Below are 25,311 nucleotides of genomic sequence, written 5' to 3' on the forward strand. Positions count from 1 at the left end.
CCCGCGTTCTGCTCACGATCGTTACACTCCTCCGCTCCCTGCACGTCGACCCACCGCCTGACCGGGGATTCCGTGCCCGCTCGCAGGTAACGACCGGCGTGCCCGAGCGACCCGGGCGACGCTCGTCGCCTGGACAAGACCCGACGTGTCCTCGTTATGGTGGACGCCGAACGCCCGGTCCAGGCCGGGCGTTCGTGCGGACGGGTCGACGAGCGAGTGACGAGGAACGGGGATCAGATGGCGTGGGACTACGTGACGGGGCGGTGGGACCAGATCTGGTTCGCCTCGTGGCAGCACTTCTCGTTGGTGGTCCAGTGCCTCGTGCTCGCGGTGGTGATCGCCGTCGTCCTGGCCGCGCTCGTCTACCGGGTGCCCGCCCTCACCGCGGTGGCGAACAGCGTCTCGGCCATCGGCCTGACCCTCCCCTCCTTCGCCGTCGTCGGCCTCCTGATCGTGCCGCTCGGCTTCGGGGTCGTGCCCGCGGTGGTCGTCGTCACCTTCTTCGCGACCCTGCCCGTGCTGCGGAACGCCGTGGTGGGCCTGACCCAGGTCGACCCGGCTCTGGTCGAGTCCGCGCGGGGCATAGGGATGGGGAGCCTCCGCACGCTCGTCCAGGTGCAGCTGCCGCTGGCCTGGCCGGTCATCCTCACCGGCGTGCGCGTCAGCGCGCAGATGGTCATGGGCATCGCCGCCGTCGCGGCGTACTCGCTGGGGCCCGGCCTCGGCGGCTTCATCTTCTCGGGCCTGTCCCGAGCCGGCGGCGCGAACGCGCTCGCCTCCGTGGTCACCGGGGTGGTCGGCGTCGTCGTCCTCGCCCTCGTGCTCGACCTCCTGCTCGTCGGCCTCGGCCGCCTGACCATCTCGAGAGGCATCCGTGTCCAGAACTGACTCCCCCACCGCCTCCTCGTCCGCGACGGAGGTGTCGGGCCGCAGCATCCTGCTCGACCAGGTCACGAAGCGCTACCCGGGACAGGCCGCCCCGGCCGTCGACGGCATCACCCTCGAGATCCCCGCGGGCAAGATCGTCATGCTCGTCGGCCCCTCCGGCTGCGGCAAGACCACCACCCTCAAGATGATCAACCGCCTGATCGAGCCCACCGAGGGCCGGGTCGTGCTCGGCGACGACGACGTCACCGACATCGACGGCGACGAGCTGCGCCGCCGCATCGGCTACGTGATCCAGGCCGGCGGGTTGTTCCCGCACATGACGGTGGCGGCCAACATCGCGATCGTCCCCAAGATGCTCGGCTGGTCCAAGGACCGCATCACGGCCCGCGTCGACGAGCTGCTCGAGCTCGTCTCGCTCGACCCGGCGACCTACCGCGACCGGTTCCCCCGGGAGCTGTCGGGCGGCCAGCAGCAGCGCGTCGGCGTGGCTCGGGCCCTCGCCGCCGACCCGCCCGTGCTGCTCATGGACGAGCCGTTCGGCGCCGTCGACCCGATCACGCGCCAGCGTCTGCAGGACGAGCTGATCAACATCCAGCACGAGCTGCAGAAGACGATCGTCATCGTCACGCACGACTTCGACGAGGCCGTCAAGCTCGGCGACTGGATCGTGGTGTTCTCCGAGGGCGCGCACATCGTGCAGTACGACACCCCGGAGCGCATCCTCGCCGAGCCGGCGAACGAGTTCGTCGAGAACTTCATCGGCTCCGGCGCGGGGCTCAAGCAGCTGACGCTCACCCGGGTGCGCGACGTCGACCTGGCGGAGGCGGTGGTCGCCAAGGCCGGCGAGTCCGGCCGCGAGGTGGCCGCCCGCGTCGAGGCCGCGGGGCACGAGCACGCCGTCGTCGTCGACGACCGCGGCCGCCCCGCCCGCTGGCCGTCGCTGCGGCAGCTCTCGCGCCTCGACGTCGTGCCCGACGGGACGGATCCCCAGCTGCCCGTGATCGGCAGCGGGGCCACCCTCAACGACGCCCTCGACACGATGCTCGTCTCGAGCGCCGGCGCCGCGCTGGTCACCGGTCGACGTGACGCCTTCGTGGGCGTCATCACGGTCGAGGTCGTCATGGAGGCCATCACCCGGGCGCGCAAGGCCGCGGCCGTGGCGCTCGAGGGCGCCCCGGTCGGCACGAACACGGGCCCCCTGCCCGTCGTCGGGCAGCCGCAGGACGCGCCGCTCGCCGCCGAGGGCGACACCATCGCCAGCGACCCCGCCGAGGGCGACCGCGTCGCCGACGGCGCGGGCTCGGCCGGGGACCGACCGTGACCGCCGTCGCCGACGTTCCCGCCGCCTCCTCGTCCGCCGGCCGTCCCCGGCGTGCCCGGCCGTCGTGGCTCGGCCTCGTCGTCCAGCCGGCCGCCGTCGCCGTGGTGTTCGCCGCGTTCTGCGTCTGGCTCGCGACCGCCGACCTCACGACCGCCGAGCGCACCACCCTGAACCCGTCGGCCCTGGTCACCTACACGGGCGAGCACCTGGCGCTCACCTTCGCGTCGGCGGCGATCGTCCTCGTGCTCGCCGTGCCCCTGGGCGTCCTCCTCACCCGCCGTCCGTTCCGGCGCGCGGCCGGGCCGGTGCTGGTGCTCGCCAACTTCGGGCAGGCGGCCCCTGCCGTCGGCCTGATCGTGCTGCTGGCCCTGTGGCTCGGCTTCTCGTTCTGGACCGCCGTCATCGCCCTCGTGCTCTACGCGGCGCTGCCCGTGCTGCGCAACACCATGGTCGGCCTGCAGAGCGTCGACGCGCGCCTCGTCGAGGCCGGTCGGGGCATGGGGATGTCCGCCGCCTCGGTCCTGTTCCGCGTGGAGCTGCCGCTCGCCGTGCCCGTCATGCTCTCCGGCATCCGCACCGCCCTCGTGCTGCTCGTGGGCTCGGCGGCCCTGGCGACGTTCATCGGCGCCGGCGGTCTCGGGCTGCTCATCACGACCGGCGTCAACCTGTTCCTGCCGAAGGTGCTCGTCTCGGGCGCCCTGCTCGTCGCCCTCCTCGCGCTGCTCATCGACTGGCTCGGCCGCGTGGTCGAGCACGTCGCCCGACCGAAGGGCCTCCGATGACCCCCACCGACGACCGTCGCCCCCGCCTGCGGGCGCTGCGCCGCGCCTCCTTGCTGAGCGTCGTCGCCGCCTCGTCCGCGGCCCTCCTCACGGGCTGCGGGCTGCAGCCCGCGACCGCCTTCGTGCCCGCCGTGGCGCCCGGCTCGATCGAGGCGATCGACGACCTCCCCGACGACGCCGCGATCACGGTCACGGCCAAGAACTTCACGGAGCAGCTGATCCTCGGCAAGATCGCCGTGCTCGCCGCCCAGGCCGCGGGCTTCGAGGTCACCGACATGACCAACGTCCCGGGCAGCGTCGCCGTCCGCCAGCTCATGCTCGACGGCGGCGCCGACATGACCTACGAGTACACGGGCACCGCCTGGCTCACGTACCTCGGAGAGGCGTCGGGCATCCCGGACAAGCAGGAGCAGTACGAGGCCGTGCGCGACGCCGACGAGGCCAACGGCCTCGTCTGGCTCGAGCCCGCACCGCTCAACAACACCTACGCGATGGCGGTCCGGTCGGAGGCGGTGGCCGAGCTGGGCGACGTCGCCACGCTGTCGCAGATCGCGGCCCTCCCCGTCGACCAGCGGACGTTCTGCGTCGAGGCGGAGTTCAACTCGCGGGCGGACGGCTTCGCCCCCATGCTCGAGCGCTACGGCCTCGAGCTCGGCGCGGCGGACGGGGTGCCGACGAGCAACGTGAGCATCCTCGACACGGGCACCGTCTACGAGGCCACCGACCGCGGCCGGTGCAACTTCGGCGAGGTCTTCACGACCGACGGGCGCATCGACTCCCTCGACCTGACCGTGCTGGAGGACGACCAGGGGTTCTTCCCCGCCTACAACGTCGCCCCGGTGCTGACCGACGACGTGCTGGCGACCTACCCTCAGCTCGCCGCGGTCTACGAGCAGATCTCGCCGGCGCTCACGGACGACGAGCTCCGCACCCTGAACCGCCGCGTCGACGTGGAGGGCGAGGAGCCCGCCGACGTCGCCTTCGACTGGATGGTCGAGGAGGGCTTCGTGACACGCCCGTGACACATCGCCCGGGGGGTGATTAACACGGGCTAGACGCAGGGTGAACGGCAGGTGGCGACACCTGCCGTTCGTCGTCCCCCGTCTGCGGGGCGAGGGGGTGCGTCACCCGGTCTGCACGACAGCTGTCGTCGTATGGTCGTCGATGGGCACCTGCACCGGTGGGCTCTGAACTGGGTCCAAATGTGCCTGTGACCAGGTGATACCACGTCCTCACGCGAGGTCGGACCGCAGGGGCGCCTCACGGCGGGCGGCGGGGAAGGCACCTCCCGGTCGCCCGGCCGGCGGGGACCCGGGCGCGACTCGCCCGGGGTGACGCGTCGCGGTGTCCCACGTGCGGGGGGCAGGGGAACCCCCGAACGGGGGGTCCCCTCCCGGGGGGTCCCCCACCTTAGAGTCGAGTCACCGGCAGCGGCACCCACCGCCCCGGAGAGCCACACCCGAACTGCTCCACCCGAACCGCTCCACCCACCCGAACGGGCCCTGCCGACGATCACCCGTCGTCGGCGGCGCCCAGCGACGTCCGTCGCCTGCTGCCGTACCCGCGGCCGCCAGCAGACGAGCCGTCGACCCCCGTCGTCCGGACGGACCCGAATCCCGACCGGACGGCTGTTCCGTTGCCCGTCGCCGCCCGAATCGGCGCCGGTGTCATTCGTCGCCTACCCGAGCACGAGTCCCCCATGCCCAGCAGCCCGTCGTCCCTCCGTACCCTCCTGCCCTCCGGCCGCCCCGCCGGATCCTCTTCCGCGTCCGTGCGTCCCGTCCTCGACGGATCGGCCGAGCCCGTCGACCTGCTCGCGCCCTCGCCTGCCTCCTCCGCGCCCGTCGTCACCACCGAGCCTGCGGCCGGGTCGGCGCATCCCGCGCGGACGTCGGCCCCCCTCGCCGAGCCCGCCGCCGAGACGCTCACCGGCGCCCGGTGGGCGCTCCGCTACCGGCGCCGCCTCCGGGTCGTCGACACGGCGGTCGTCGCTGCCAGCGTGGTGGCCGCCGCGGTCGTCGACGTGCTCGACGACCTGGTGGACCAGGGCGCCGGCTCGACCTCGGCGGTCGTGGACGGCGTCCTCGAGGCGCTCTGGCTCCCCCTCGTCGTGGCGGTCGTCTGGACCGCCGCCCTGGCCCTCTACCGCAGCCGTGACCTCGCCGTCGTCGGCAGCGGCGTCCTCGAGTACAAGCGCGTGGGCAGCGCCAGCGTCCTCGCCTTCGTCGTCGTCGCCGTCGGGTTCTCGGTCGCCGGGCACGTCGGCGGCCAGGAGTACTTCCTCGTCGCGCTGCCCGCGGGCGGCGCGGGCCTCGTGCTCGGCCGGTGGGGCATGCGCCGGTGGCTGGAGGCCCAGCGCGGCGCCGGCCACTTCCTCTCCCGCGCCGTCGTGGTCGGCAGCCGGGAGGACGTCGCCTACGTCGTCGACCGCATCGACGCGACGAGCGGCGCCGTCTACGACGTCGTCGGGGCAGCTCTGACCGACGGCGACCGTGACGGCTCCGGCGTCGTCGTCGGCGACCGCGTCGTCCCCGTCGTCGCGGGCCTCGACGACGTGCCGCGTGCCGTCTGGCGCCTCAGCGCCGAGAGCGTGATCGTCGCCGGCGACGCGGGCCGCGGCCGCGACTGGCTCCGCGACCTCGGGTGGTCCCTCGAGGGCCGCGCCACCGAGCTCGTCCTCGCCTCCCGGCTGACCAACGTCGCCGGTCCCCGCATCCACTTCCGTCCCGTCGAGGGACTTCCCCTGATGCACGTCGAGCTGCCCGAGTTCGACGGGCCGCGCCACGCGATGAAGCGGGTGTCCGACCTCGTCCTGGCCGGGGGCGCCCTCGTGGTGCTCGCGCCGCTCCTCCTGGTCCTCGCCCTCGTCGTCCGGCTCGACAGCGCCGGGCCGGTGCTGTTCCGCCAGCGCCGCGTGGGCCGTGACGGCCGCACCTTCGAGATGCTGAAGTTCCGGTCGATGGTCGTCGACGCCGAGCAGCTGCTCGGCTCGCTCGGCACGGCGGACGAGGGCGCGGGCCCGCTGTTCAAGATGCGCCACGACCCCCGCGTGACCCGCGTCGGACGCCTGCTGCGGAAATGGTCGCTCGACGAGCTGCCCCAGCTCTGGAACATCGTCCGCGGCGACATGAGCGTCGTCGGCCCCCGGCCGCCCCTCCCCCGCGAGGTCGCCGACTACGAGCGCCACGTGCACCGTCGGCTCTACATCAAGCCCGGCCTGACCGGCATGTGGCAGATCAACGGCCGCAGCGACCTCAGCTGGGAGGACAGCGTCCGCCTCGACCTGTACTACGTCGAGAACTGGTCCCTCACCGCTGACCTCGTGATCATGTGGCGCACGGTCCGCGTGCTCCTCCGTCACGACGGGGCCTACTGATGCGCCGCCGCACCCTGCTCCTGTCCGGAGCCGGCGTGGTCGTGCTGGCCGCCGCCGTCGTGGTGGCCGTCGTCGTCACGACCGGGTCGAACGAGGCGACGGCCAGCGGAGGAGGGATCGACGCCCCCGCGTACGTCACGACCGAGACCGGTGCCCCGGCCGTCGAGCGCGACGGTGCCGCGGCGCCCGACGACCGCGTGCAGGCCGACGTGGTCCCGTTCGCCGACTCCGTCGACTACCCGGACGGCCTGACCGTCACCACGGAGGCGGTCGACCAGGGCACGGTGACCGCGACCGGGGCCGGCGTGGTCACGGGGGCTCCCTACGTGGTCTTCGCCGTCACGGTGCACAACGGCACCGACGCGGACGTCGACCTCACGTCGGTCGTCCCGAGCCTGCGCGCGGGCAGCGACGCCGTCCCCTCCGCGCCGCTGTACGACGACGTCGACGTGGCCGACCTCGACAGCGTCGTCGCCGCAGGCGCCGACGTCACCGCCCGGTACGCGTTCGTCGTCCCGGACGACCGCCGCGACGAGGCCACGCTCTACCTCGACCTGGACGGCGTGCACGCGCCGGCCACCTTCACGGGGAGCCTCCCCCGATGACCGTCTCGACGCACGACGGGGTGCGCCGGGAGGGCGCGGCCCCGGCGGCACGGACTCGGCCGCGCCGCCGGTCGGACGTGCTCGGCGCGCTGGGCGGCCAGGGCACGCAGGCCCTGCTCGGCCTCGCGGGGCAGATCGTGGCGGTGCGCCTGCTCGCGCCGTCGGACTGGGGCGTCTACGCCGTGCTGTACGGCGTCGTCGTCGTCTTCGCCGCCCTCGCCAGCGGCTTCGTCGGCGATTCGCTGACCGTGCTCGACCGTGGCTCCGCAGACGTCCGCCGCGGGCTCCTCGCCTGGGCTGCCGTCTGGTGCGTCGCTGCGCCGGCGGTCGCGGGCGTCGTGATCGGCGCCTCCGGCGTGCTCGCCCCGGCCGAGGCCGCCCTCTTCGCCCTCGCCGCAGGTGCCTTCGCCGCCGAGGAGGTCGTGCGGCGCCTCCTGATGGCGCAGCTGCGCTTCTGGCGGCTCGTCGTCGTCGACCTCACCGGCCTCGGCGCGCTGCTCGGCACGGCCGGCCTGCTCGCGGTCGGCGGCACCACCGGGCTGCTGCTGCCGCTCGCCGCGCTCGGCGCAGGGCAGTCCGTCGCCCTCGTGACCGCCCTCGCGCTCGCTGGCCCCCGCCGGGCGGCGACGGCCTCGCCGAGCTGGGCGACCGGCCACAGCGGGGTGCGGATCGTCGCCGCCTACGGGTCGCTCCGCGCAGCCCAGGCGGTCGTGCGACCGTCCTTGCTGACCGTGACGCGCCTCCTCGTGGTGCTGTTCGTCGGGACGGTCGCGACGGGCGACCTCGAGGCGGCCCGTGTGTTCGTGGCGCCCGTCCTGCTGCTCGTCGGCGGCCTGTCGACCTACCTGTTCGCGACCTTCGCCGTGGCCCACGCCGTGCCGACCCGGACGCTCGTGCGTCGTGCCGACCGGGCAGTGCTGCGGCTCCTCGTCGGCGCCCTCGCCGTCGGTGCCGTCGCGGTGCTGCTGGCGCCCGTCGCAGGCGAGCTGGTCGCGGGCCGGCCGCTCGACACCCTCGCGGTCGCCGGGTGGGCCGCGTACGCGGTGAGCGTCGCGGCCGTCACCCCGTACGGGTCGCTCGCGGCCGTCCGGGGCGGTCAGGCCCGCGTGCTCGCCGTGCGCGTCGCCGACTCGTTCTTCTCCCTCGCAGCCGCCGTCGCCGTCCTCGGCGTCGGCGCTCCCCCGGCCGCGGTGCCGTTCGCGCTCTGCGCCGGCAGCGTGCTCGGCGGGCTGCTCGTGCGGCGCGTGGTGACCAGCCTCGGCGACGCGGCCGCCGTGCCGGGCCGCCCCCGTCCCGCCGACCTCGGACCTCCTCCCCCCACGTCCGACCCCATCGACCGCCCCCTCGCCCTCACGACCCGACCCGCACCCGACCGCGGACGAGCAGACCGCTCGCCCGAGACCCTGACCGGAGAGACACGACCATGACCCCCACCCCTCGTCGAACGGCCCGCTCGGCCGTCGGCGTCCTCGCCCTGACGGCCCTCGTGGCCGGGGGCCTCGCCTGGGCGCCCACGGCCGCCTCGGCGGCGACGGCTGCCGCCCCCGGCATGACCGTCACCGGTGCCTACACCAGCAGCTCCCCGGCAGGCAGCGTCGCCGCCGCGAGCACGGCCACCGTCAGCTCCGACGTCCTCCCGACGCCGCAGATCAACGGCGTCGTCTGGAGCACGGCGGTCGTCGGCACCACGGCCTACGCGGTCGGCGCCTTCACGGCCGCCCGGCCCTCGGGCAGCGCCGAGGGGCAGAACTCGGTCACCCGCAACAACGCCATGGCGTTCGACGTCCGCACGGGCGCGATCCTGCCCTGGAACCCGAACCTCAGCGCGCAGGGCCGTTCCGTCGAGGTCTCGCCCGACGGTGCGACCCTCTACGTCGGCGGCGACTTCTCGACCGTGGGCGGCGTCGCCAAGAGCAAGATCGCGGCCTTCACCGTCTCGACGGGTGCCCTGAAGACGTCGTTCTCGGCCTCCATCTCCGGCTCCGTGTGGGGCATCGCCCCGACCGCCACGACCGTCTACGTCGTCGGCTCGTTCGGCACCGCGAGCTCGAAGGCCCGCGCCAACGCGGCCGCCTTCACGACCGCGACCGGCACGCTCACGGCGTGGAACCCCGGCACGGACAACATCACCCAGGCCGTCGTGGCGGCACCCGACGACAGCCGCGTCGTCATCGGCGGCCGGTTCCAGACCATCGGCGGCCAGCCGATCGTCGGCATCGGTGCGGTGGACGGCTCGGTCGGCGCGATCCAGCCCTTCGAGGCCAAGCCCATCTCGGCGCAGCAGGGATCCAACCGCTCCTGGGTGACCGACATGACGGTCGTGGACGGCGTCATCTACGCGACCGGCAACGGCGAGGGCGGCCACTGGTTCGACGGGCGCTTCGCGGCTCGCTTCGACACCGGCGCCCTCGTCTGGCTCGACAACTGCTACGGCGCGAGCTACGGCACGGCCGTCATCGGCCAGGTCGCCTACGCGGTCTCGCACTCGCACGACTGCACCTCTGTCGGCGCCTTCGCCGAGCAGTCGCCGTCCGTCTGGAAGCGCGCGACCGCCAACACGGTCGCCGCGACCGGCACCGACCAGGGAGGTCCGAGCGTCGGCAGCATCTACTCCGGCCAGGCCACCCCGACCCAGCTGCCGTGGTACCCGCTCGTCAACTCCGGCTCGTACACGAAGCAGTACCAGGGCGGCTGGTCGCTCGGCGCCTCGTCGAGCACCGCCAAGTACCTCGTCATGGGCGGAGAGTTCACGCAGGTGAACGGCAAGGCGCAGCAGGGCCTCGCCACGTTCGCCACGCGCGACACCGCGCCGAACAAGGTCGCTCCCCAGTACGCGCCGATGAAGCCCACGGGCCTCTCGCTCGCGTCGGGCAGCGTCCGCGTGTCGTTCCCCACGACCTGGGACTACGACGACGGCAGCCTGACCTACAGCCTGTTCCGTGACTCGGGCACGACCCCCGTCGCGACCCAGGTGGCGGACTCGCGCTTCTGGCGCCTCCCGACCCTCGGCTTCGTCGACGCCGGCCTCGCCCCCGGCAGCAGCCACACGTACCGCGTGTCGGTGACGGACGCCGCGGGCAACACCTTCACCGGCTCGCGCTCCGACGCCGTCACGGTGTCCTCGTCGGCGGGCGACCCGTACGAGAAGGCGGTGGCCGCCGACGGCGCCACCAGCCTGTGGACGTTCGGCGAGCCCTCCGGCACGGCCGTCTACGACCACGTCGGGTTCACCGACGCCACCGCGACGGACGCCGTCCAGCGCGGCACTGCAGGTCCGGTCAGCACGACTGCCGCCACGTTCCCGGGGCAGCAGGGCTCGACGGCAGCGGCGAACTCGCCGGTCGACGGACCCCAGACCTTCACCGTCGAGTCGTGGTTCCGCACGACGAGCACGTCCGGCGGCAAGATCGTCGGCTTCGGCAGCTCGCAGACGGGCAACTCGTCCAACTACGACCGTCACGTCTACATGGACGGCGCGGGGCGCGTGACCTTCGGCACGTATGCGGGCGGCACGCAGACCGTCTCGAGCGAGCCCGGCCTCAACGACGGCAAGTGGCACCTCGCCACGGCCAGCCTCGGCTCGACGGGCATCAGCCTGTCGATCGACGGGGTCAAGGTGGCCGCGCGCGGCGATGTGACGAGCGCCCAGGCCTACGCCGGCTACTGGCGCGTCGGCGGAGACTCCGTGGGCGGCTGGCCGAACGCCGGCAGCGACTGGTTCACGGGCGACGTCGCGGACGTGGCGGTCTACCCGACCGTCCTCAGCGCCGCGCAGGTGGACGGCCACTGGGTCGCGTCCGGTCGCACCTCGACCGTCCCTGCCGCGCCGACCGACGCCTACGGCAAGGCCGTGACCACCGACGAGCCGTCGCTGTACTGGCGCCTCGACGACACCGGCTCGGGCAGCACCGCCCGTTCGACGACGGCCTCGCCCGCGCCCGGCCTGATCACGGGCGGCGTGACCAAGGGCGTCGCCGGCGCCCTCGGCAGCACCGGCTCGGCCTTCGGCTTCGACGGACAGCAGGGCCAGGTCGTCCAGGTGCAGGACGCGCAGGCGCCCAGCACCTACAGCACCGAGCTCTGGTTCTCGACGACGTCCACCGCCGGCGGCAAGCTGATCGGCTACGGCGACTCGGCACAGGGGCTCTCGGGCAACTACGACCGCCACGTCTACCTGCAGGACGACGGACGCCTCGTGTTCGGCACCTGGACGGGCCAGGCGAACACGATCACGACCGACCGCGCCTACAACGACGGTGCCTGGCACCAGGTCGTGGCCACGCAGTCGAGCGCCGGCATGGTCCTCTACGTCGACGGCGTCGCCGTGGGCACGAACCCGCAGACCGGCGCCCAGGGCTACAACGGTCGCTGGCACGTCGGCGGCGACGTCACGTGGGGCTCCTCGAGCTCGTACGTGGCCGGGTCGATCGACGAGGTGTCGGTCTACCCGACGGCCCTGACCGCAGCTCAGGTGACGGCTCACCACGACGCCGGCACCGGGGTCGTCACCCCGCCGCCGGCCCCGGCGAACGTCGCCCCCACGGCCTCGGCCACGAGCACCTCGGTCGACCTGGCCGCCTCGCTCGACGGCAGCGCCTCCTCCGACTCCGACGGGACCGTCGCCTCCTGGGCGTGGGACTTCGGGGACGGCCAGGTCGGCACCGGCGCGACCGTGCAGCACGCCTACGCGGCTGCGGGCACGTACCAGGTCGTCCTCACGGTGACCGACGACGACGGCGCGACGGCCAGCACCACGGTGCCGGTGACCGTGACCGCCCCCGTGGTCGTCGCTCCCCCGGTCGTGACGCCGCCTGCCACCACCGCCTACGCCGCCGACGCCTTCGAGCGCCAGACGACGGGCGGCTGGGGCTCGGCGGACACCGGAGGCGCGTGGACGACCCCCAACGCGGTCTCGTCGTTCACGACCGCGCAGGGCGCCGGTCTGATCAAGATGGCGGCCGCCGGCTCCGGGCCGCAGATCTACCTGAACGGCGTGCAGGCAACCGACGCGGCCACCCGCGTCACCGTGGCCCTCGACAAGGTGCCGACCGGGGCGGGCGTCTACGCGTCCGTCATCGGCCGGGGCGTGACGGGCCAGGGCGACTACCGCGCCAAGGTCACGTTCCGCGCCAACGGCGCCGTCGCCGTCGCGCTGTTCCGCCAGGCGGCGGACGGCACGCAGACGGTCCTCGGCACCGAGAGCGTCGTGCCCGGCCTCACCTACGTCGCCGGACAGAAGATCGCTGTCGCCCTCGAGGTCACCGGCACGTCGCCGACGACCGTCCGGGCGAAGGTCTGGGCCGCCGGCGGCACCGAGCCGACGGCGTGGGCCAAGACCGCGACCGACTCCACGGCGGGCCTCCAGGCCGCGGGACGGGTGGGCTTCCACTCCTACCTGTCGGCCTCCGCCACCAACGCACCCGTCGTCTCCTCGTGGGACGACCTGACCATCACGAAGGCAGGCAACTGACCCATGACCCTCGACACCACCAGAACGACCGGCCGGGGCGCGGGGGCGCCCGGGGCAGCGCCCGCCGACGCGGACGCTGCACCCGGGGCCCGGCGGGCCGAGCAGTGGCTGCTCGACGCGGCCGACCTCCCGGAGGCGCCCCCGCGTCTCCCGGGCGGTCGCCGCAGCAGGGTCCTCGTCGTGCACTCGTCCGACGAGCTGTACGGCTCGGACCGCATCGTGCTCGAGGTCGTCGGCGAGCTCGCCGCCCGCGACGACCTCGACGTGACCGTGTGGCTCCCGTCCGACGTGGCCGTGGGGCCGTTGGGGCCGCAGCTCCGTGAGCTCGGCGCCCGCGTCGAGCGCACGGCGCTGCCGATCCTCCGACGGTCGCACCTCGGCCCGGTCGGCCTCGCCCGCCTCGCGCGGGACGCTGCCCGGACCGCGGCGCGGCTCGCCGGCCGGCACTTCGACCTCGTCTACTGCGCCACGAGCGCCTGCCTCGTCGTCGCCCCCCTCGCCCGCCTGGCCGGCGTGCAGCACGTCGTCGGCCACCTGCAGGAGCCGTGGGGCGACACCGACCGCAAGGGCCTCCGGCCCCTGGCCCGTGCCTGCACCGCCCTCGTGGCCGTGTCCCGCTCGGTGCTCGGCAGCTCGGGACTCGACGGCGACGACCGTGCCGTCGTCGTGCACAACGGCGTCCCGCGGCGGTCGCCCGACCTGGTCGCGGCACCGGAGCACCGCCTCCCCCACTACCTGATGGCCAGCCGCTGGAACTCCCACAAGGGCCACAGCACCCTGCTGACGGCCTGGAACGCGGCGGGCTGCCCCGGTCAGCTGGTCGTCCTCGGCGGCCCGCCCGCCGTCGGGGCCGGCGTCGACGTCCCGGCCCTCGTGCAGGCCATCGTGTCCCGGCCCGAGACCGTCACGGTCGTCGGCCAGGTCGAGGACGCCACCCCGTACGTCCGCGACGCGGACGCGATCGTGCTGCCCACCGACACCCTCGAGGGCTTCGGCCTCGTCGCCCTCGAGGCGTTCAGCGAGGGCCGCCCGGTCGTCGCCAGCCGCAGCGGGGGCCCGGAGGAGGTCGTCGTCGACGGCGAGACGGGCTGGCTCTTCGACCGTCGGGACGTCGACGCCCTCGCCGACCTCTTCGCCGGCCTCGACGTCGACACCCTCGCCGCCGCGGGCCGTCGTGCCCAGGCGGCCTACCAGGAGCGCTACACGCCCGAGAAGATGCGCCGCCGCATCGGTGCGGTCGTCTCCCGTGAGCTGCACCGCGAGCACGGCCAGGACCTGGCGGTGGCCTCGTGACGCGGCTGGAGGGGACGCCGGTGCGTCCCGAGGCGACCACCGCCTCCTCGGCCCCGTCGCGCACGCCCGTGCCGCACGAGTTCCGTGCAGCACTGGCCGCGCTGGCGTCGGCCCAGAAGTCGTCGAGCGGCGCACCTGCCTACTCGCGGTTCGTGAACCGCCGCCTCGGCCGGTGGGCCGCCGCCGCCGCGCACGTGCTGCGGGCGACGCCGAACCAGGTGACGGCGGTCAGCGCCCTCGCCACCTTCGCCGGCATCGCCGTCCTGGCCACGATGCCGGCCGGCTGGCTGCCCGCCGTGCTCGTGCCCCTGCTGCTCGTCGTCGGCTACGCCCTCGACTCGGCCGACGGGCAGCTCGCCCGTCTCCGCGGCGGCGGCAGCCCCGCCGGCGAGTGGCTCGACCACGTGATCGACGCGACGAAGATCGCGGTGCTGCACCTCGCGGTCTTCGCGTCGTGGGTCCGCGAGCCCGAGGGACGGGAGGCGATCCTGGCGCTCCCGCTCGCCTACCAGGTCGTCGCGACGGTCGCCTTCTTCGCGATCGTCCTCACCGAGCAGCTGCGCCGGGCCGAGTCCGTCGCCGCGGGCTCGCCCGTGCTCGTCCGCCGCCAGACCGGTGCCTTGTACTCGCTGGCGGTCGTCCCGACCGACTACGGCCTGATGTGCCTCGTCTTCGTCCTGCTCGCCTGGCCCGGCGCGTTCACCGTGGCCTACCTCCTGCTCTTCGCGGCCAACGCCGCCTACCTGCTGCTCGCCCTCCCCAAGTGGTTCCGCGAGCTCCGCACCGACCCGATGAGGACCTCATGACCAGCACCGCCCGCGCCGTCGTCGTCGACGACCGCCTCGACCTCGGGGACTACCTCCGCTACGTCGCCCAGCACCTCGTCGTGGTCGTGGTGGCCGTCGTCCTCGGCCTCGCCGCCGGGGTGGGCCTCTCGCAGCTGGCCCCTGCCTCCTACACGGCCCAGGCCACGGTCTTCGTCCGGGCCGACGCGCCCGGCTCGAACCTCGACGAGCGCTCGGCCTTCGCCCTGCGCCAGGTCTCGTCGTACGCGCAGCTCGGCACGAGCGCCCAGGTGCTCGGGCCGGTCGCCCAGGCCCAGGGCGTCTCGCTCGCCGACCTGGGCGACCGCGTGACCGTGACGAACCCCGTCGACACGGTGGTGCTCCTCGTCTCGGCCACCGACGTCACGGCCACCGGCGCGGCCCAGCTCGCGGACACCGTCGCGGGGCGCCTGTCGGACACGGTCGACCAGATCGAGTCCACCGAAGGTGCCGACGGGCAGACGATCTCCCTCGACCTGACCGCGCCGGCGCCGGTCCCGACGACGTCGACGGGCCCGAGCACGGTCGTCCTCGGGCTGCTGGGCCTGCTGGTCGGCCTCGGGGTCGGTGTGGCGCTCGCGATCGTCCTCGCCCGGACGCGCCCCCGCGTCAGCACGGTCGACGACGTCCGTCGCGCGACCGGCCTGCCGGTGGTCGGCCAGCTGCCCGCCGTCGTGCGCAGCTCGGACGACCCCGACGGGCGCGGCGCCTCGGCGGCCACCCGCACGGCGCTCCGCGAGACCGTGCAGAACCTCCGTGCCCTGCGCGGCGGCGAGCTGCCGCGCGTGCTGCTGCTCGCCCGCACCGACACGGTGTCGGAGGCGGCCGGAGTCGACGGCGGCCTCGCCCGGGCCGTGGTCGAGCTCGGCTCGACCTGCGCCCTGCTGCAGTCGGACTTCGACACCCGCACCGTGTCGCGGCCCTCGACGGTCCCCGACAGCGCTCTCCCCGAGCTGACGGAGGCGGACCTCGCCGGCTACGACCGCGTGCCGGTCCCCGACGTCGTCGGCGCCTCCACCCGGTCGTTCGTCCGGTCGGGGGTCGAGCGGTTCTTCGCGGACCTGCGCGGCACCTACGACGTGACCGTCGTGCAGTCGGCCTCGGACTCCCACCCCTTCGCCCTGCGGACCGTGACGGCCGAGTCGGACGAGGTGGTGCTCGTCGTCCGTGCCGGGGCGACCCGCCTGGAGTCGCTCCGCAGCCTGACCGCGGAGCTGATGAGCCTCGACGTCGAGCCGATCGGCGTCGTGCTCGCGGGCGTGCCCCGCTGGCGCCGGGTGCTGCTGCGCGCCACCTGGCGCGACGAGGACTTCCGCCGTGTCGACCGCCCGGCCACGGGCCACGCGCCGGCCGCCCACGTGCGGTCGTCGGCGCCCCTGTCGTCCGCTCCGGTCGTGCCGTCCGGGACGGCCTCGCGGTCCGAGGCGTCCGCCTCGCGGGCGGAGGGCTCGACGAGCATCGCCGACCTCGTCCGCGACCCGTTCACGACGCCCGACCCTGCCGCCGACGCGCCGGTCGCCGAGACGGCCGTGGCTCCCGCCGCACCCGCGGACGAGTCCACTGTCTCTGCCGAGGCCGAGGCCGAGGCCGAAGCAGGGGCCGGGACTGACGAGACGACGACGCCCGCCGCCGCGCCGACCTCGAAGTCGGCGCGCAAGCCCCGCGGCAAGGGCCGGATCGTCCCTCGCCGTCCTGCACGCCCGGCCCGTGGACAGGATGACGCTCCGGACGCTCACGGCGACGCCGCTGCTGACGGCTCCGACGCGCGTCCGTCCGACGGCGAGTGACCGTGTCCTCCCCCGCGCGGACCGCCTCCGGCCCCGTCGTCGTGCCCGCGGCCTCGCCGCGCACGACGCCGTGGCGAGGCGCGACCGCGCTGCACGACGACCTGCCGGCCGCGCGCCACCTGGTCCGTCCGGCGGTCGTCATGACGGTGCTCGTGGCGTCCGTGGTCCCCTGGCGCACGGGCGTCATCTACGAGGGCGGCCTCGACCCGGTCGTCGCCGCCAAGGCGTTCCTCGCCGCGGTGGCGCTGGTGCTCGCCCTCACGGGAGCGCCCGCCGGTCGCGACGGCCGTCACCTCGCGAACCGCGTGGGCCCCGTCGCCGTGGCGTTCCTGCTCGCCTACCTCGGGATCGCCTTCGTCGGGGGCGTCTCGGCCGGGCTGACGACGTCGACGACCGTGCTCGTGGTCCGCGTGCTGATGGTCGCGGCGACGATCGTCGCCGTCGTCCACCGCAGCGAGCCGCGCGTCGTCGTGCGGTCGCTGCTGCTGGCCCTCGGCATCGTCGGGGCCGTCTCGGCGCTCTCGGGCCTGCAGATCTACCTGGCCGGGGGGCGCCTCGCCGGGACCCTGCCGGCCCTGAGCCCGAACGAGATCGCGCTGCTGCTCGGCCTGCCGCTGATCGGCGTGGTCCACCGCCTCCTGGTCCAGAAGGCGACCGTGGGGTCGCTCGCGCTGCTGGTCGTCCTGACCGGCCTGTTCGTCACGACGGGCTCGCGGGCCGCGTTCCTCGCGGTCCTCGTGGCCGTGGCCGTGGCCGTCGTCGCGGCTCGCCGTGTCCGGCCCACGGTCGCGGTCGTCGTCGCGGTCGCCGTGCCCCTCGCCGTCGCGCTGCTCGCGAGCACCGACGTCCTCGCCCGGGTGATCGAGCGCGGGGGCGACTCCGCGAGCATCGCCACCCTCAACTCGCGCACCATCGCCTGGAACACGGTGCTGCAGACCGACCCGGGCACCTGGGCCCGGTGGATCGGCTCCGGCCTCACCGTCAAGCAGGTCCCCGTCGCCGGTCAGTACTGGGCCGAGCAGGTCCTCGACAGCAGCTGGATCTCGGCGCTCGCGCAGGCCGGCGTCGTCGGTGCGGGGCTGCTCGCGATCTGGGTCGTCGTCGGCCTCGCCACGGCCGGCCGCGCCAGCCTCCGCGTCGTCGGCTTCGGCGCCGTGCTGCCCGCCTTCGTCTTCATCGTCATCAGGAGCGTCGTCGAGAGCGGGCTGGTCGACTCCAGCAGCGCCTTCGTGGCCTTCTTCACCCTGGTCGTGCTCGCCGAGTCGGCCCCTCGTCCCCGGAGCGTGACCCCGTGACCTCGTCCACCGACCTTCTCGATCCCCTGACCACCCGCCCCGGAGGCGCCGGTCGGGTCGGCTACGCCGCCGGCGCCTTCGACCTGTTCCACATCGGGCACCTCAACCTGCTGCGGCACGCGCGCCAGCACTGCGACCACCTGATCGCCGGGGTCGTGTCCGACGAAATGCTCGCCCTGACGAAGGGCATCACGCCCGTCGTGCCCCTGGCGGAGCGGCTCGAGATCGTCGACCACATCGACGTGGTCGACACGGCCTACGCCGAGACGGTGCCCGACAAGCTCGACGTCTGGCGCGAGCTGCGGTTCGACGTCTTCTTCAAGGGCGACGACTGGCGCGGCACCGAGAAGGGCCTGCGGCTCGAGCGCGAGTTCGCCGAGGTCGGGGTCGAGGTCGTGTACTTCCCCTACACGATGAGCACGTCCAGCACCGTGCTGCGCCGTGCGCTGCGGGCCCTGTCCGGCGGAGCGCCGGCACAGGAGGCGGCGACCGCCGAGCGGGCCCGCTGACGCGTCGCCCGCCCCAGGGTCCCCCGGTGCGGCCGCGGTGGTCCCTCCCCAGGCCGGTCCGGCGGACGCGACGCCGGGCCCGCCTGTGGACGACCGCAGGAGGCGGGCGCCGGGACACGACGCTGGTCCCATGACCGTCACCCCCGCCTCCCCGTCCTCGCCCGCCGCCGACCCGCACCGGCCCGTCGTCACCGACGACGAGCTGCTCGCCCGGGTCGAGAGCCTGGTGCCGGTCGCCGTGCGTCGGCAGCTCTGGACGCTGTTCCTCGACGCCGACCAGGTCCAGCTCCCCATGGTCGTGCCTCTCGAGGGCATCCCCGAGCGTCCGGACCGTCTCGCCGTCGAGCACTGGGGCGACGCCCTGGACGAGGTCGCGAGCGAGTTCGGGGTCGCCGCCGTCGTGTTCGTGCTCGAGCGTCCCGGGCCCGCGGTCGACTCGACGTCCGACGTGGCGTGGCGACACGCGCTCACGGGCCTCGCCGAGGCGCGTCGCTACGCCGTCCGCGCGGTCCTCACCTGCACGTCCGACGGCGTGGTGGCTCCCCCCGACGCCCGCTCGACGATCGTGACCGACCGCGACAGGTGCTCGCGGGCTCAGTCCTCGCCGAGCCGCCTGCGGCTCTCCGAGGTGCTCGCCGTGCGCTGACCCCGTCCCCGGTCGAGATGGCGCCACCAGGCGGTCTCGGCGAGCTCGGCCGACGTGTAGACCCCGAGGGCCTCCTGCTCGGACTCGACGAACGACCAGCGACGCAGCCGCCAGCCGGTGCCGAAGGCCTCGACGACCGCCATGACCGCGCCGTCCGGCGTCCGGCGGACGAACCAGCGGTCATCGGAGGCACGGTCGAGCATGTCCCGATCGTACCGGGACCGTCGCGACCGCCACCGTGCCCGGACGACCGGCCGACCGGCCGACCGGCCGACGGGCCGACGGGCCGTGCGGGTGTCCGGCCGGTCAGGCGAGTGCGAGGGGGAACAGGCTGCGCGTGTCCTGCGCGAGGGCTGGGTCGGGCAGGTCCTGCCGCCGCACCTCCTGGCCGTCCCACTCCACCCGGCGGAGCAGCACGGCCGCGCGGTCGTCGTCCTGGGCCGACACGGCGTCGCCGACAAGGCGGCCGAGTGCGAACGACCCGTGTCCGGCGTCCGGCACCGCCACGAGCTCCCCCTCGCCGAGGTGGGCGAAGGCCTCGCGCTGCGCGGTCCATGCTGGCGTCGTCCGGCCCCGGGGCGACGACTCGGAGATCGTGACGACGCCCGCCCGTCGCCAGTCGTCACCGGTCCGTGCGTCCCCGGGGCGCACCACCCAGGCACGCCGGGTCGCGGAGAGCGCCGCGTCGTCCGTGGGCGCGAGCGTCCCCTCATCGGCGCCCGGCCAGACGTAGTCGAGGTCGTCCGGCACGCCCGGGAACCTGCCGCGGTACCACTCGGGCTCCTTCTGCACGAGCTTCGACCGGTGGCTGCGGTGCACGGCATCGTCGCCGAGCCAGCTCGGCAGGTCCGCGGCGACCAGGGCCGACGCCGACGCGTGCGCGGAGTCGCCGAGCGCGGGGGCGAACTCGAGAACCTGCGGCCGCACCGTGTCGGAGTGCCCCTGGGCGATCCACTCGTCGGTGATCGCGAGGGCGTAGGCCGTCAGCGCGGTGCGATGGCCACGCCACATCGCGATCGCGGGGTGGGACTGCCACCCGTAGCCGGGCAGCGTGACGGCCCGGAGCACCTGGAGGGCCTCGACGCGCTGCTTGCCGAGCCTGGCCTGGTCGAGCACCCGCGCGCTCTCGACGAAGTCGGGGTACGGGAGGAAGGTCTGCACCCCTCCCACGCTAGGCGCGCGGCCTAGGTGCGGTTGCCGATCCGGCCCCGCAGCACGTCGATGCGCTTCTGGATCTGCTCGGTGCTCGCCTGAGCCACGGAGGGGCCGCCGCTGACCCGCCGCAGATCGGCGTGGATGATCCCGTGGGGCTCGTTCGACACCCTCGACCAGATCGACACCAGCCGGCTGAGCTCTTGTCGCTGCTCCTTGATCGTCTGGTAGAGCGGGCGCGCGTCGGCGACGGGCGCGACCACGGTCGGCATGCCGGTCTTGCGCGACCGGGTGGCCTGCTTGGCCTGGCGCTGTCGCAGCAGGTCGCGCACCTGGTCGGGCTCGAGCAGACCCGGGATGCCGATGAAGTCGAGCTCCTCGAGGCTGCCGATCTCGCCGCCGGTGCCGAACTCGCCGCCGTCGAAGAGGACGCGGTCGAACGACGCCTGCGAGTCGAGCGCCTCGAAGGGCTGCTGGTCGAGCAGGCTCGACGCCTTCTCCTCGCGGTTCGCGGCCGCCATCATGTCCTCCTCGGGCGCGAAGATGCCGTCGTCGGCGTTCTCCGGCCGGTCGAGCGCGTGGTCGCGCTCGAGCTCGAGCTGCCCCGCGAGGGCCATGAGGCTGGGCACGCTCGGCAGGAAGATCGAGGCGGTCTCGCCCCGGCGCCTCGCTCGCACGAAGCGCCCCACGGCCTGCGCGAAGAACAGGGGCGTCGAGGCGGAGGTGGCGTACACGCCGACGGCGAGGCGCGGCACGTCGACGCCCTCGGACACCATGCGCACCGCCACCATCCAGCGGCTGTCGCCGTCCGAGAAGGCCTGGATCCGGTCGGAGGCGGCCTTCTCGTCCGACAGGACGACCGTCGGTCGTTCGCCCGTCAGCTTCTGCAGCACGGCGGCGTACTGCCGGGCCGCCGTGTGGTCGGTGGCGATGACGAGCCCCCCCGCGTCGGGGACCCCGCGACGGACCTCGGTCAGGCGGGTGTCGGCCGCCGACAGGACGGCGGGGATCCAGTCGCCCTGCGGCGACAGGGCCGTGCGCCAGGCCTGGGCCGTGATGTCCTTGGTGACCGCCTCGCCGAGGGTCGCGCTCATCTCGTCGCCCATGCGGGTGCGCCAGCGCATCTGCCCGGCGTAGGCCATGAACAGCACCGGACGCACGACGCCGTCGGCCAGTGCGCGCCCGTACCCGTACGAGTAGTCGGACCGGGAGGTGCGGATGCCCTGCTCGTCCGGGGCGTAGGTGACGAAGGGTATCGGGGCCGTGTCCGAGCGGAACGGCGTCCCTGTGAGCGAGAGCCGGCGGGTGGCCCGGCCGTAGGCCTCGCGGATGCCGTCGCCCCAGCTGAGCGCGTCGCCGCCGTGGTGGACCTCGTCGAGGATGACGAGCGTGCGGCCGGCAGCCGTCAGGTCGGCGTGCACCTTCGGGTTCATGCCGACCTGGGCGTAGGTGACGGCGACCCCGTGGTAATGCCGGCCGAACGAGACGTCGGCGTTCTTGAACATGGGGTCGAGCCTCAGGTTCACGCGGTCGGCCGCGTCGGCCCACTGTCGTTTCAGGTGCTCGGTCGGGGCGACGACCACGACCCGGTCGACCTCGCCCCGCGAGAGCAGCTCGGTGGCGAGCCGCAGCGCGAACGTGGTCTTGCCGGCGCCGGGCGTGGCCGCGGCCAGGAAGTCCTGGGGGGACGTCGCGAAGTACTGCTCGAGAGCCTCCGCCTGCCAGGCGCGCAGCTTGCTCGCCGTTCCCCAGGCGGCCCGCTCGGGGAACGCCGGCGAGAGGTGCTCGGCGGCCGAGTTGCCTGCCGTGGCACCGACCTCGCCCAGGTCGAGCTGGTCGTCGCCGCCGGCCTGGACGCCGACGCCGGACTGGTCGCCCCCGGCCGGGTCGTGCTCGTTCGCTGTGCTCACTTGGACCGATCTTACCTGCCGCCGACACCCGGTCGGTCACGACCGAGCTGGCCGTCGCCGGGCTGGCCGCGGTCGTGTCGCGACCGTCGTCGGGAGTCGTCGCCGCCGCCGCGCAGCAGCGACGCCGGGGTCGGGGCGGCCGCCCCGAAGCGGGCCCGCAGGGCGTCCATCGTCGACTCGGCCTCGCGCCACTCGGCGTCGTCGTCCCACAGGCCGAGCGAGAGCCCGCCGTCGCCGCCCGTGCCCAGCTGCTCGACGCGCACGCCGACGAGCCGGATGCGCTCGTGCTGCTTGCCCGTCGCCTCGTAGACCGAGCGCACCTCGTCGTAGATGCGGCGTCCGAGGTCGGTCGGGTCCGCGAGGGTGCGCGACCGCGTGATCGTGACGAAGTCGGTCGTGCGCAGCTTGAGCACCACGGTGCGGCCGCTGAGGCCCGCGGCACGGAGCCGTGCCCCGACCTTGTCGCTGAGCCGCAGCAGCTCGCGCCGGATGACGTCGGGGTCGACGACGTCGGCCGAGAAGGTCATCTCGTGGCCGACGCTCTTCTCGACCGTCTCGGTGTGCACCCGGCGTGGGTCGCGGGCCCAGGCCAGGTCGTGCAGCTTCGCGCCCGCGGCCGGGCCGACCGCGCGGACGAGGGTGTCGAGCGAGGCCGTCGCGACGTCGCCGACCGTGCGCAGCCCGAGGTTCGTGAGGACCTCCTCCGTCTTGCCGCCCACGCCCCAGAGGGCGCTGATCGGCCGCGGGTGGAGGAACTCGATCGTGCGGTCGTGCGGGACGACGAGCAGGCCGTCGGGCTTGGAGACGCTGGAGGCCAGCTTCGCGACGAACTTCGTGGACGCGGCCCCGATGCTGCAGCGCAGCCCCGTCTCGGCGTGCACGCGGCGCCGCAGCTCGGTCGCGATCCGCCACGGCGGGCCCATCAGCCTGATCGCCCCGGACACGTCGAGGAACGCCTCGTCGATGCCGAGGCGCTCGACGAGCGGAGTCACGTCGTCGAACATCGACATCACGACCGACGACCAGTGCCGGTACTTCTCGCCGTGCGGCTCGAGCACGATCGCCTGCGGGCACCGCCGGAGCGCGATCGCCATCGGCATGGCGGAGTTGACGCCGAACTTGCGCGCCTCGTAGGTGGCCGCCGTGACGACCGAGCGGTCGGACCGGTGGCCGATGACGACCGGCTTGCCGACGAGGTCGGGGCGGTCGAGCAGCTCGACCGAGGCGAAGAACGCGTCCATGTCGACGTGCAGGATGGGCGCCGACACGTCGTCGGTGGGGTCCGCGGTGACGAGTCGCCCGCTGCCGTCCTGTTTGCTCACCCGGCGATCCTCACACGGACCGCCGACATCGCCGACCGGCGCGGGCCGCGGGCGCCTGCGCCGCGGCTACTGCTCCGCCGGCCCGAGCAGGCGTGCCGCGATCGTCGCGTGCGCCGAGTCGGTGCTCGACGGGTGGAACCGCCCGGCGAGCACGTCGCGCTGCAGCCGCCCGAGCTCCGACGACGCCCGGTACGACCCGCCTCCGGCGACCGCGACGGCCTGGTCGACGACGGCCCGCGCCGCCTCGGTCACGCGGGTCTTGAGGCCGACGAGGAGCGGCGACCAGTCGGCGCCGTGGTCGACGAGCCGGTCGACGTCGCGGGCCAGCGAGTCGACCTGCGGCTCGAGGCCGTCGAGCACCAGGCGGGCGTCGGCGACCCGCCAGCGGACGATCGGGTCCAGGGCGAGCGACTGGCCCGTCCGGCGCGACGTCCGCCCGGCCGCCGACTCGACGGCGAGCTCGACGGCCCGTCGGGCGATCCCCCGGTAGACCGCGGCGACGAGCGTCTCGAAGACCGCGAAGATCCCGAACACGAGCGGGTCGGCGCTCGGCCCGACCGGCAGCTGCCGGACGATGCGCGAGGCCGGCACCTCGACGCCGTCGAGTCGGGTGCTGTGGCTCTCCGTCGCCCGCATGCCGATGGTGTCCCAGTCGCCGAGCGAGGTCCAGCCCGGCTGGTCGCGGTGGACGAAGCCGTGCACGAGCACCGGAGCCGCGGGGTCCGTGTCGTCACGGCCGAAGACCCCCAGCCGGGTCCAGACCGGCGAGAGCGAGGTCGCCGTCTTCGTGCCGGTGAAGCGCCAGCCGCCGTCGGCCGTCGGCTCGGCGCGGGTGACCGAGTCGAAGAGGACGAGGTCGTTCCCCGGCTCGCTCACCCCGAAGGCGAACACCTCCCCCGCCGCGGCGTCCGCGAGCACGAGGTCGAGCGAACGGTCGCCCCGGGCGCGCAGCACGGCGGCGCAGCCCGTCCAGACGAGGTGCATCCCGACCGCGAGGGCCGTGGCGGGGGCAGCGGACGCGAGGCGGGACTGCAGGGCCGCGACCTGCTCGAGTCCCAGGCCCGCGCCTCCTTCGTCCTCGGGCACGAAGACGGTCAGGTACCCCCGCTCGCGCAGCTCGGCGACGTCGTCGTGCGGGAACGAGCCGTCCCGGTCGTGACCGCCGGCACGGGCGCGGAACCGCACGAGCAGGTCGTCCGGCAGCAGCGCCGAGGGCGACCACGAGGAGGCGGTGGCTGGTCGGGCGCCGTCGGTCATGCCCCGAGGGTAGCCACGTCGGCACCCGGCGGTAACGTGGAGGCCATGACTCAGCTGCACCCCTGGTCTCGCTACGTCGCGATCGGCGACTCGTTCACGGAGGGGATCGGCGACCCGGAGGAGCGTGCGCCCGGCGGCCACCGCGGCTGGGCCGACCGCGTCGCCGAGGTCCTCGGCTCGTCGGCGGACGACTTCGCCTACGCCAACCTGGCGGTGCGGGGGCGCCTGCTGGCGCAGATCGCCGACGAGCAGGCCGACGCCGCCCTGTCGCTCCGGCCCGACCTGATCTCCGTCTCGGCCGGCGGCAACGACATCATCCGCCCCGGGACCGACCCCGACCAGGTCGCCGCCGGCTTCGACGCCCTCGTCGAGAAGCTGGGCTCCCAGGGCGCGACGGTGGTCGTCTTCACCGGCCCGGACATCGGGCTGACCCCGGTGCTCGGGCGGCTCCGCGGCAAGGTCGCCATCTACAACGAGCACGTCCACGCGATCGCGCTGAAGCACGACGCCGTGGTCGCCGACATGTGGGCCCTCCGCCAGCTGTCCGACTCCCGCATGTGGGCGCCCGACCGGCTGCACTTCAGCCCGCTCGGCCACCACACCATCGCCCGGGCCGTGCTCGGCGCCCTCGCCGTCGAGAACGACCTCGAGCCCTGGCGGCCCGAGCCCCTCGAGCGTCGTCCGTGGCGCCAGGCGCGCTCGGAGGACATGGGCTGGGCGCGTGAGTACCTGGTGCCCTGGGTCGTCCGCCGCCTCCGGCACCAGTCGTCGGGCGACGGGCGCCAGGCGAAGCGACCCGACGCGGTGACGGTCATCTACCGCGACGAGCAGCCGCTGTCGTAGCGGCGGGCGCGGCCGCGGCCGGGTGCGTGGT

20 protein-coding genes are annotated in these 25,311 nt (G+C 74.4%); 15 read left to right on the plus strand and 5 right to left on the minus strand.

The annotated features are described in order from the left end of the window. Positions 1-237: 237 nt before the first annotated feature. From IFT90_RS07220 to IFT90_RS07285, 14 genes are all read left to right on the plus strand, one after another. Positions 238-888, plus strand: coding sequence for an ABC transporter permease (locus IFT90_RS07220; protein ID WP_192041635.1), 651 nt, complete (start codon positions 238-240; stop codon positions 886-888). After that, entirely contained in the window at positions 875-2,209 is a 1,335-nt protein-coding gene (locus IFT90_RS07225; RefSeq protein WP_371812176.1) for an ATP-binding cassette domain-containing protein, read from the plus strand. Before IFT90_RS07220 ends, IFT90_RS07225 begins: the two co-directional genes overlap by 14 nt. Then, positions 2,206-2,991, plus strand: coding sequence for an ABC transporter permease subunit (locus tag IFT90_RS07230; RefSeq protein ID WP_192041636.1), 786 nt, complete (start codon positions 2,206-2,208; stop codon positions 2,989-2,991). Before IFT90_RS07225 ends, IFT90_RS07230 begins: the two co-directional genes overlap by 4 nt. Continuing rightward, positions 2,988-4,013, plus strand: coding sequence for a glycine betaine ABC transporter substrate-binding protein (locus tag IFT90_RS07235; RefSeq protein ID WP_192041637.1), 1,026 nt, complete (start codon positions 2,988-2,990; stop codon positions 4,011-4,013). Before IFT90_RS07230 ends, IFT90_RS07235 begins: the two co-directional genes overlap by 4 nt. 677 nt (positions 4,014-4,690) lie before the next feature. Then, positions 4,691-6,367, plus strand: coding sequence for a sugar transferase (locus IFT90_RS07240; protein WP_199861743.1), 1,677 nt, complete (start codon positions 4,691-4,693; stop codon positions 6,365-6,367). After that, the gene (locus tag IFT90_RS07245) at positions 6,367-6,972 is read left to right on the plus strand and encodes a hypothetical protein (RefSeq protein ID WP_192041638.1); all 606 of its coding nucleotides are present in this window, start codon (positions 6,367-6,369) and stop codon (positions 6,970-6,972) included. Before IFT90_RS07240 ends, IFT90_RS07245 begins: the two co-directional genes overlap by 1 nt. Next, entirely contained in the window at positions 6,969-8,399 is a 1,431-nt protein-coding gene (locus IFT90_RS07250; RefSeq protein ID WP_192041639.1) for a hypothetical protein, read from the plus strand. The genes IFT90_RS07245 and IFT90_RS07250 overlap by 4 nt, the downstream gene beginning before the upstream one ends. Then, on the plus strand, positions 8,396-12,442 hold the full coding sequence (locus tag IFT90_RS07255; RefSeq protein ID WP_192041640.1) for a LamG-like jellyroll fold domain-containing protein: 4,047 nt from the start codon (positions 8,396-8,398) through the stop codon (positions 12,440-12,442). Before IFT90_RS07250 ends, IFT90_RS07255 begins: the two co-directional genes overlap by 4 nt. A 3-nt stretch (positions 12,443-12,445) precedes the next feature. After that, complete coding sequence (locus tag IFT90_RS07260; protein WP_192041641.1) at positions 12,446-13,735, plus strand: glycosyltransferase family 4 protein; 1,290 nt, start codon at positions 12,446-12,448, stop codon at positions 13,733-13,735. Further along, entirely contained in the window at positions 13,732-14,541 is an 810-nt protein-coding gene (locus tag IFT90_RS07265) for a CDP-alcohol phosphatidyltransferase family protein (RefSeq protein ID WP_371812177.1), read from the plus strand. Before IFT90_RS07260 ends, IFT90_RS07265 begins: the two co-directional genes overlap by 4 nt. Beyond that, positions 14,538-16,346, plus strand: coding sequence for a Wzz/FepE/Etk N-terminal domain-containing protein (locus tag IFT90_RS07270; RefSeq protein WP_192041642.1), 1,809 nt, complete (start codon positions 14,538-14,540; stop codon positions 16,344-16,346). The genes IFT90_RS07265 and IFT90_RS07270 overlap by 4 nt, the downstream gene beginning before the upstream one ends. Positions 16,347-16,348: 2 nt before the next feature. Beyond that, the gene (locus IFT90_RS07275) at positions 16,349-17,641 is read left to right on the plus strand and encodes a hypothetical protein (RefSeq protein ID WP_192041643.1); all 1,293 of its coding nucleotides are present in this window, start codon (positions 16,349-16,351) and stop codon (positions 17,639-17,641) included. Next, on the plus strand, positions 17,638-18,150 hold the full coding sequence (locus IFT90_RS07280; RefSeq protein WP_371740867.1) for an adenylyltransferase/cytidyltransferase family protein: 513 nt from the start codon (positions 17,638-17,640) through the stop codon (positions 18,148-18,150). Before IFT90_RS07275 ends, IFT90_RS07280 begins: the two co-directional genes overlap by 4 nt. Before the next feature lie 130 nt (positions 18,151-18,280). Further along, positions 18,281-18,796 carry a hypothetical protein gene (locus tag IFT90_RS07285; RefSeq protein WP_192041644.1) on the plus strand — a complete coding sequence of 172 codons (516 nt, stop codon included), beginning with the start codon at positions 18,281-18,283 and terminating at the stop codon, positions 18,794-18,796. Here the strand turns inward: IFT90_RS07285 and IFT90_RS07290 are convergent. The 5 genes from IFT90_RS07290 to IFT90_RS07310 form a co-directional block, all read right to left on the minus strand. Then, positions 18,745-18,999, minus strand: coding sequence for a hypothetical protein (locus IFT90_RS07290; protein ID WP_192041645.1), 255 nt, complete (start codon positions 18,997-18,999; stop codon positions 18,745-18,747). The genes IFT90_RS07285 and IFT90_RS07290 overlap by 52 nt on opposite strands. Positions 19,000-19,102: 103 nt before the next feature. After that, positions 19,103-19,957 (minus strand): MSMEG_6728 family protein, encoded by an 855-nt coding sequence (locus tag IFT90_RS07295; RefSeq protein WP_371740868.1) that lies wholly within the window; start codon positions 19,955-19,957, stop codon positions 19,103-19,105. A gap of 23 nt (positions 19,958-19,980) precedes the next feature. Next, positions 19,981-21,774 carry a DEAD/DEAH box helicase gene (locus tag IFT90_RS07300; RefSeq protein WP_192042299.1) on the minus strand — a complete coding sequence of 598 codons (1,794 nt, stop codon included), beginning with the start codon at positions 21,772-21,774 and terminating at the stop codon, positions 19,981-19,983. Positions 21,775-21,869: 95 nt separating this feature from the next. After that, entirely contained in the window at positions 21,870-23,180 is a 1,311-nt protein-coding gene (gene dinB / locus IFT90_RS07305) for a DNA polymerase IV (RefSeq protein WP_192041647.1), read from the minus strand. Between the two features lie 66 nt (positions 23,181-23,246). Next, positions 23,247-24,437, minus strand: a complete 1,191-nt coding sequence (locus IFT90_RS07310) for an acyl-CoA dehydrogenase family protein (protein WP_192041648.1) — start codon at positions 24,435-24,437, stop codon at positions 23,247-23,249. 45 nt (positions 24,438-24,482) lie between these two features. On the opposite strand from IFT90_RS07310, the gene IFT90_RS07315 reads away from it, so the two are divergent. Next, entirely contained in the window at positions 24,483-25,280 is a 798-nt protein-coding gene (locus tag IFT90_RS07315; RefSeq protein WP_192041649.1) for an SGNH/GDSL hydrolase family protein, read from the plus strand. Positions 25,281-25,311: the final 31 nt, after the last annotated feature.

The sequence above is a fragment of the Frigoribacterium sp. CFBP 8766 genome, assembly GCF_014841435.1.
Classification (GTDB): domain Bacteria; phylum Actinomycetota; class Actinomycetes; order Actinomycetales; family Microbacteriaceae; genus Frigoribacterium.